This window comes from Shewanella sp. (assembly GCF_051658185.1).
Lineage (GTDB): Bacteria > Pseudomonadota > Gammaproteobacteria > Enterobacterales > Shewanellaceae > Shewanella.
Window position 1 is genome coordinate 1 of record NZ_JBOFMC010000001.1, and the last position, 6,793, is coordinate 6,793.

Annotated in this window: 6 protein-coding genes; 2 read left to right on the forward strand and 4 right to left on the reverse strand. The window is 46.6% G+C overall.

Features of this window, described 5'->3' with window-relative positions:
* A partial coding sequence (locus ACRCZA_RS00005) for a putative PEP-binding protein (protein ID WP_438672458.1) occupies positions 1-1,607 on the reverse strand: 1,607 nt, incomplete at its 3' end.
* A gap of 22 nt (positions 1,608-1,629) precedes the next feature.
* Positions 1,630-2,154, reverse strand: coding sequence for an RNA pyrophosphohydrolase (rppH, locus tag ACRCZA_RS00010; protein WP_438672459.1), 525 nt, complete (start codon positions 2,152-2,154; stop codon positions 1,630-1,632).
* Positions 2,155-2,842: 688 nt separating this feature from the next.
* Between rppH and mutH the strand changes: the two genes are divergently transcribed.
* On the forward strand, positions 2,843-3,514 hold the full coding sequence (gene mutH / locus ACRCZA_RS00015) for a DNA mismatch repair endonuclease MutH (protein WP_438672460.1): 672 nt from the start codon (positions 2,843-2,845) through the stop codon (positions 3,512-3,514).
* A gap of 122 nt (positions 3,515-3,636) precedes the next feature.
* Positions 3,637-4,704 (forward strand): adenylate/guanylate cyclase domain-containing protein, encoded by a 1,068-nt coding sequence (locus ACRCZA_RS00020; protein ID WP_438672461.1) that lies wholly within the window; start codon positions 3,637-3,639, stop codon positions 4,702-4,704.
* Positions 4,705-4,745: 41 nt separating this feature from the next.
* Here ACRCZA_RS00020 and oxyR read toward each other — a convergent pair whose 3' ends face one another.
* Both oxyR and ACRCZA_RS00030 read right to left on the reverse strand, forming a co-directional pair.
* Entirely contained in the window at positions 4,746-5,657 is a 912-nt protein-coding gene (gene oxyR, locus ACRCZA_RS00025) for a hydrogen peroxide-inducible genes transcriptional activator OxyR (protein WP_438672462.1), read from the reverse strand.
* Between the two features lie 568 nt (positions 5,658-6,225).
* Entirely contained in the window at positions 6,226-6,591 is a 366-nt protein-coding gene (locus tag ACRCZA_RS00030) for an Hpt domain-containing protein (RefSeq protein WP_438672463.1), read from the reverse strand.
* Positions 6,592-6,793: the final 202 nt, after the last annotated feature.

The window sequence follows — 6,793 nt, forward strand, 5'->3', positions numbered from 1 at the left end:
ACAAGGAACAGTTCAGGATGATCAAGAGAGAGGCGAATTCCGCGCCACCCTAAAAACGGATTGTCTTCCTTAATCGGGAAATAAGGTAACGGCTTATCACCACCGACATCTAAGGTACGCATCACCACCGGACGCCCAGAAGCGGCCTGCAACACCTGTTGATAAACATGAATTTGCTCTGATTCGCTGGGGAATCGTTGCTGCAACATAAACGGAATTTCAGTGCGATACAGGCCAATACCATCAGCCCCTTCAGCAATTTCAGAGGCGACGCCGCTTAATAAACCCGCGTTTAAATATAAACCAATACGCAGCCCATCCGTGGTGACGGAGGGTAACGCCAATTCTTGGGCATATTGACGTTGCAGCGCTTTTTGCGCCGAAATTAAACTGCGATACTCACTAACGATTGCCGGCGATGGCGATACCATGAGTTGTCCACGACTGGCATTGACCACCAATAACTTTTGATCGATATCGGCGGTAAGCAGTTGCTCCACCCCAGTTATCGCAGGCACCCCAAGCGCTCTTGCCAAAATTGCCCCATGGGAATTGACACCGCCCAATTCAGTCACAATTCCCGCCAGTTTTTGCCGCGGGAATTCTGCCAGCATAGTGGCATCGGCTTCGCGAGCGATGAGGATAACAGGCTTATCTGGCTCAAGCTCTAAGCGCTCAGGTTCAATTAATTGCCTTAATACCTTTTGGCCAAGATCGCGAATATCGCTTGCCCGCTCCTTAAGATAAGGATCCTCCATTGCCAAAAACTGTTGGATATATCTAAGGGATACACGGCTCACGGCCGATTCGGCAGCCCAGCCCAGTTGCACCTCGCGGGCATATTCCCCCCCAAGACTGGCATCATCAAGCAATAGCTGCAGCGCATTAAAAATCGAAACAACTTCTTCGTCTTGCTCACGATCAAACCGCTGGGATAATGCGCCAATGGCATCCTTACAACGCCCCATTGCCGCCACCAAACGCTGCGCCTCTTGTGCGATATCTTGGCAACGGACTTCGGCTTGCTCCAACGAGATTTCACCGCCTAACACAAAAGCATGGGCAATTGCGATCCCATTAGAAGCGGGAGTGCCTTGAAATAAAATTTGTTGCTGATGGGCGCTTACCTGCGCTTTTTGGCGCAAGCCCCGTATCGCCATAGCCAGCTGCGCGGCGAGCGTCATTAAAAAAGCCTCTTCACCCTCGCTAAACTGGCGGGCACTGGCTTGCTGAACAACGATAACCCCAACAACGGCTTTTTGGTAAATGATGGGGACGGCTAAAAAGGCGCGGTATTCTTCCTCAGCCACTTCAGGAAACAGTTTAAATCGAGGATGGAGCCGAGCATCGGCCAGATTAACCGCTTCCTCACGCTCAGCAGCTAAGCCTACGAGGCCTTGGGACAGCGGCATACGCACATGGCCCACGGCACGCTTTTCAAGCCCGTCGGTGGCCGAGAGCACTAACTCTTGCTCCTCTAAGATATAAATAGAGCAACATTGCGTTTCCATCGCCGCTTTAGTGGCAGAAACGAGCACCTCGAGTGCCGTTTCAAGGCTGTGGGCAGCGGCAACGGCCTGAGTGATATCCCTAAGCGTATTTAACACTGTTTCCAATCCTCCTTTGATTTCAGCCTGCGTTTTTTTGTCTTGCGCGCCTGCGCGGGATCTCCTGAGTTTGGAACGACAATGCCGTGAGCGCAAATTCCTTCATGACCTTACGATAAACGTCACGCTTGAAAGAAACCACCTGCCGCACGGGATACCAATAACTTACCCAGCGCCAATCGTCAAATTCGGGATGCCCCGAGGAACTCAAATTAATCGCACTATCAGCACTTTTAAGTTGCAATAGAAACCATTTTTGTTTCTGCCCAATACACACAGGCTTACTGTCTTGTCTGACTAACCGTTTTGGTAAGCGATACCTTAACCAAGAACGGGTCGACGTTAAAATGTGCACATGTTCAGGTCGTAGGCCAACCTCTTCATACAACTCTCGGTACATCGCCTCTTCTGCGGACTCACCCTCATCCACACCACCTTGAGGAAATTGCCATGAGTGTTGACCAAACCGTCTCGCCCACATGACTTGGCCATACCTATTACAAATTATTATGCCCACATTTGCGCGAAAACCGTCGCTATCAATCACATGGACTCCATATAAGGATAAATTTTAATAACGGGATTGTTTCATAAAGCTAGTCGCGCAGCAAACCTCTATTTTTGGACAGGCTTTGGATAAATGGATCACATTAGCCAATTTATCAACATAGCAAGCCTCAAAACTCGAGGATATCCACATTTTCTGTGGATATCTCTGTTTGAAACTCCCGTAAACTTGTTATATCGTTCAAAAAACAGCAAATGCCACCCGCAAACACTCATGATGAGTTTCAAAAATATTCGTTTTTATTCATTAAGTTAAAAACACTCCGCGAAGATTTACTCAAAATAAAATACCTGCAGCTTATTTTTTAAGCAACCAAGATGATGGGGATGACTTTGCAAACCGACCCCAATCTTATACACAGAACATACCTAGCGCTGTCCACAAATTGGCATAAAACTGTGTATTTTTGCCGTTGACTTGTCGGTTTCAATCGGTTAACACCCACAGTTTTTGGAGTTATCCATAATATCTGTGGATAACTGTGTGAGGAACACAAGGGAAAACCGAGAGTAACTTTGAACAAGTTAACCACATTCAAGATCAAAATAGATTTACACTTATAAATCATAAGTTTAATCAAATTGATTTACCCAATTTCCCTCCTCAACACTTGCGCTCACTTTTTAACCAGCCTTGCTATGGGCACTATTTGGGGTAGAATTGCGCCATGAAACCCATTATCCCCCCAACTCACCTCGACGAACTCCTCGAGCGCGCCAATATGCTGGCAGGTATTAGTTTGGCGCAAATTGCAGGCCAGCGTGGCATGCTTGTCCCCAAGGATCTTAAACGCGACAAAGGTTGGGTTGGCCAATTAATCGAAATGGAACTCGGCGCCATCGCAGGCTCTAAACCCGAGCAGGATTTTTTGCACCTTGGCGTTGAACTCAAGACGATTCCCATCGATGCACAAGGACGACCATTAGAAACCACCTATGTGTGTGTCGCCCCGTTAACCAATATTGAAGGCTTAACATGGCAAGACAGTTTGGTCTGCCACAAGTTACAGCGGGTCCTGTGGATCCCTGTCGAGGGCGAGCGGCACCTCCCTATCGGCGAGCGTCGGGTAGGCACCGCCATTTTATGGGAGCCGGATCAAGAAGAGTTACGTTTGCTGCAACAGGATTGGGAAGAAATAATGGAACTCATCGCCCTTGGCAAGGTAGCCACACTCACCGCTCGCCATGGTGAGGTACTGCAATTACGCCCCAAAGCGGCCAATAGTAAAGCCCTCACCCAAAGCATTGCCGAAGATGGCAGCTTGCAGCTCATCAATCCCCGCGGCTTTTATTTAAAGACCGCATTTACCGCGATGATCCTAAACAAGGCATTTTGTTAAATTTTAAGCACGATATGCATTTGCCTTGATCCAAATCACAAATATGAGTAGCACATCCGCTCCACTTTTCTATAAACTACCGCATTCTAAAAAAATGGCCATATTTAGGTTACTTAATCGTTGTGAGAACACGTAGACAAGCGAAAAAACTGCTTTTTGCGATATTGGCTTGGGCATTTGCCATGGCCGCGTTCGTGTTTTTTCGATATGCCCAATCACCTGAGCTCCCTCAATGGGCGGTAGGCTCGGCGGATCTGGCTACGCTGGCAATCTATATGGGTATTATCTTTGGCAGCCTGCATTGGATGTCTAACTTAATTACCGACTTCAGCGCGATTAATCGCCTTCCTTATATTTTCTCAGTGATTTTTAAAGGGTTATTCCTAATGCTTGGGGCGACCACCTTGGCTTACATGACCCAGTTCTTAAACATGTGGGCCATTGAAAATCACATGTCGACTTTAAGACAAATGCTAACGGCCCATATTCTGTATAGTCCCTCCTTCCAAGCATTGATTGTCTACCTCGTGGTGGTGCGGGTCAGCCTGGCGTTTGTTGAGCAAATGGCGTTACTGGTTGGGCCACGGATCCTCCTTAACATTGGCTTAGGTAAATACCATAAACCTCGCTATGAACAGCGCTTATTCCTGTATCTCGATATGGTTGCGTCAACAACGCACGCAGAATCTCTGGGTGATTATCGCTTTAGCCGCTTAATCCAAGACAGTTTTAGCTTGCTATCGGATACCGTGACCAATAATGAGGCAGAAATATATCGTTATATGGGAGATGCCGTCCTCATCCATTGGCCGCTAGAAGAAGGCGTTGTGCATGACCGTTGCATGAATATTTATTATGAATTTAGCCAGCAACTCAATTGGCAACGCCATTATTTTGAAGAAAATTATGGTTTTGTGCCCAAGTTCAAGGCAGCGGCCCATTGTGGACAAGTCGTTGCCGCGGTTGTCGGGGTGCAAAAGCAGGAAATCAGCTTTTTTAGTGATGTACTCAACACCTTAGCAAGGCTGCAGGATCAGTGTAATCCCCTAGGTCAACGCATGTTGATATCGGGCACCTTGGCTGCGCGGTTAGATACGTCAGACAGCAGCTACCGTTTAACGAATCTTGGGCCCATCAAATTAAAAGGGAAACAACACTCAATTGATGTGTTTGCGGTTTCCCCTCTGTAAAGTCGCGTGTCGCGTTAACCTCAACATACCATCAGCTTAGGTTAAGCTGGCTCTTTGGCTAACAAGCCTTGGATCAATAAACCTAATGCTCTAAAGGTCAAAATGCGGCTCGTCGTTTGTCGCCAAACTAGGCCAATATCGCGATAGGGCGCCTCACCCGGTGGCGTCATCACCACTAAATCCGTGTCATTCAGGATGCCCGCATCTATCGCCATTTGCGGTAAAAAGGTGGTACCCAGTTTGCTATTGACCATCTGCACTAAGGTGTGCAAACTCGTTGCTGCAAATGGATTGACCTTTGCGCTATCCGTTAACTGACAAGCCGTAATCGCATGGCCAGTGATGCAATGCTCACTTTGCAGCAAAAAGATACTTTCATCGGGTAAGGCTTGATAGTCCACAGGCTGATGAATGCCACCGACTAAATCCTTATGCATGACCATCTTAAAGGGATCGATACCCACTTTCATGCTGTGATAGCCGGTGGTATCAACCGGTAAGGCAAGGATCAATAAATCAAGCTCACCTTTGCCTAGGGCATCCAATAATCTATCCGTGGTATCTTCCTTGAGTAATAAACTCATTGCAGGATAAGTTTCTTGGCATTGGCGCACGACTCGGCTGAGTAAAAATGGCGCGATAGTCGGAATGCAGCCAAGGCGAATATCGCCAGTCATCGGTTCGCCTTGATTTTTAACAAGCTCAACTAAATCATCGACATCAGTTAAAATTTTTCGCGACCGCAACACCACTTCTTCACCAATAGCGGTGAACATAAACGATTTATGATCCCGCTCAATAAGTTGATACCCTAATTGTTCTTCGAGGTTTTGAATGCCACTGGATAAGGTAGATTGACTGACAAAGCACACCTTAGCTGCACGATTAAAATTTTGCTCTTGGTGCAGATTCACCAAATAAAATAGATTCTTGAGACTCGGTAAGCTTTTCATTTTATCGATTGCCGCTCAGATGATGGATTAAAAAATTAAATTTACTCTATCATAAGTGAGGAACAAGCACTCGCCATGAGTTCTCAAGAGTGTGAGCAAAATCCCTATTAGCTAACTGATTACTAACATACTAATTGCTATGGCCATTTACCTAATGCTCGCCCCTAGGCATAGCACCTTCGTAATAAGCAGCTTTCCGTTAGCCAACTTAACGGGCGATATCCTACATAATGACGTCACGCTAAGCGCTGCAAGCACAGCACCATTAGTTAGTGGCAAAAGACTCATGACATAAGACCAATGCCACATGATGGTAGAGGATGTTGCACTTATCACCGATGACGGCACAGCACGCATCCCCAAAAAACTGATAGCGACAGATAACTCAGGAATAGCTCGCTTAGAGTGATAAAACGCCATCAAAATGAAGAAATGAAGAAATGAAGAAATGAAGAAATGAAGAAATGAAGAAATGAAGAAATGAAGAGTCAAACGGGATGATATTGAGGGCGCTTGGGCAACAACATCGCTGCTCCCATCACGCGCCCTACTCACGCCAAGTGCGAATTTACGCCTTGGACTGCAAAAACGACTTTAACTGCTGTAAATCAACACTTGCAAATTCAACAATTTGTGCAACCCAAGCACCATGTTCCGCCGCCCAACGGGCATCTTCACCATGCTGGAGCAACTGAGCAATTTGTTGAATACGCTTTAATCCAATCGAACCCGCAGCGCCCTTGAATTTATGGGCTTCCGCGCACAAGGTATCCTTATCAGCAGCATCATTAGCTTTTACTAGATTCCCAACGTATTCAGGCATCAATTGCTCAAATAACACCACACTCTTGAGTAAGGTTTGGGCACCAATGGCACTGCAGTACTGCTCGAGTGTATTGAGATCTAGGATTGCGTCTAAGTCAACTGTGGCCATCTAGGCCCCCCTATAGTAATAAAAGCTTAAAAAGTAGTCCAAAGCTTAAAACGAATTTATGACATGATACCCGCTAAAATCCTCTGTGCAACTCATAGCAGCATTTGTGGTTGAATAATGTCAATATTGGCTATAGTTCCCCCGTCCCCCTGCCGATAACAGCTTACAAAGCACAAGGTAACGGCGCCATCAACGCCTCTCC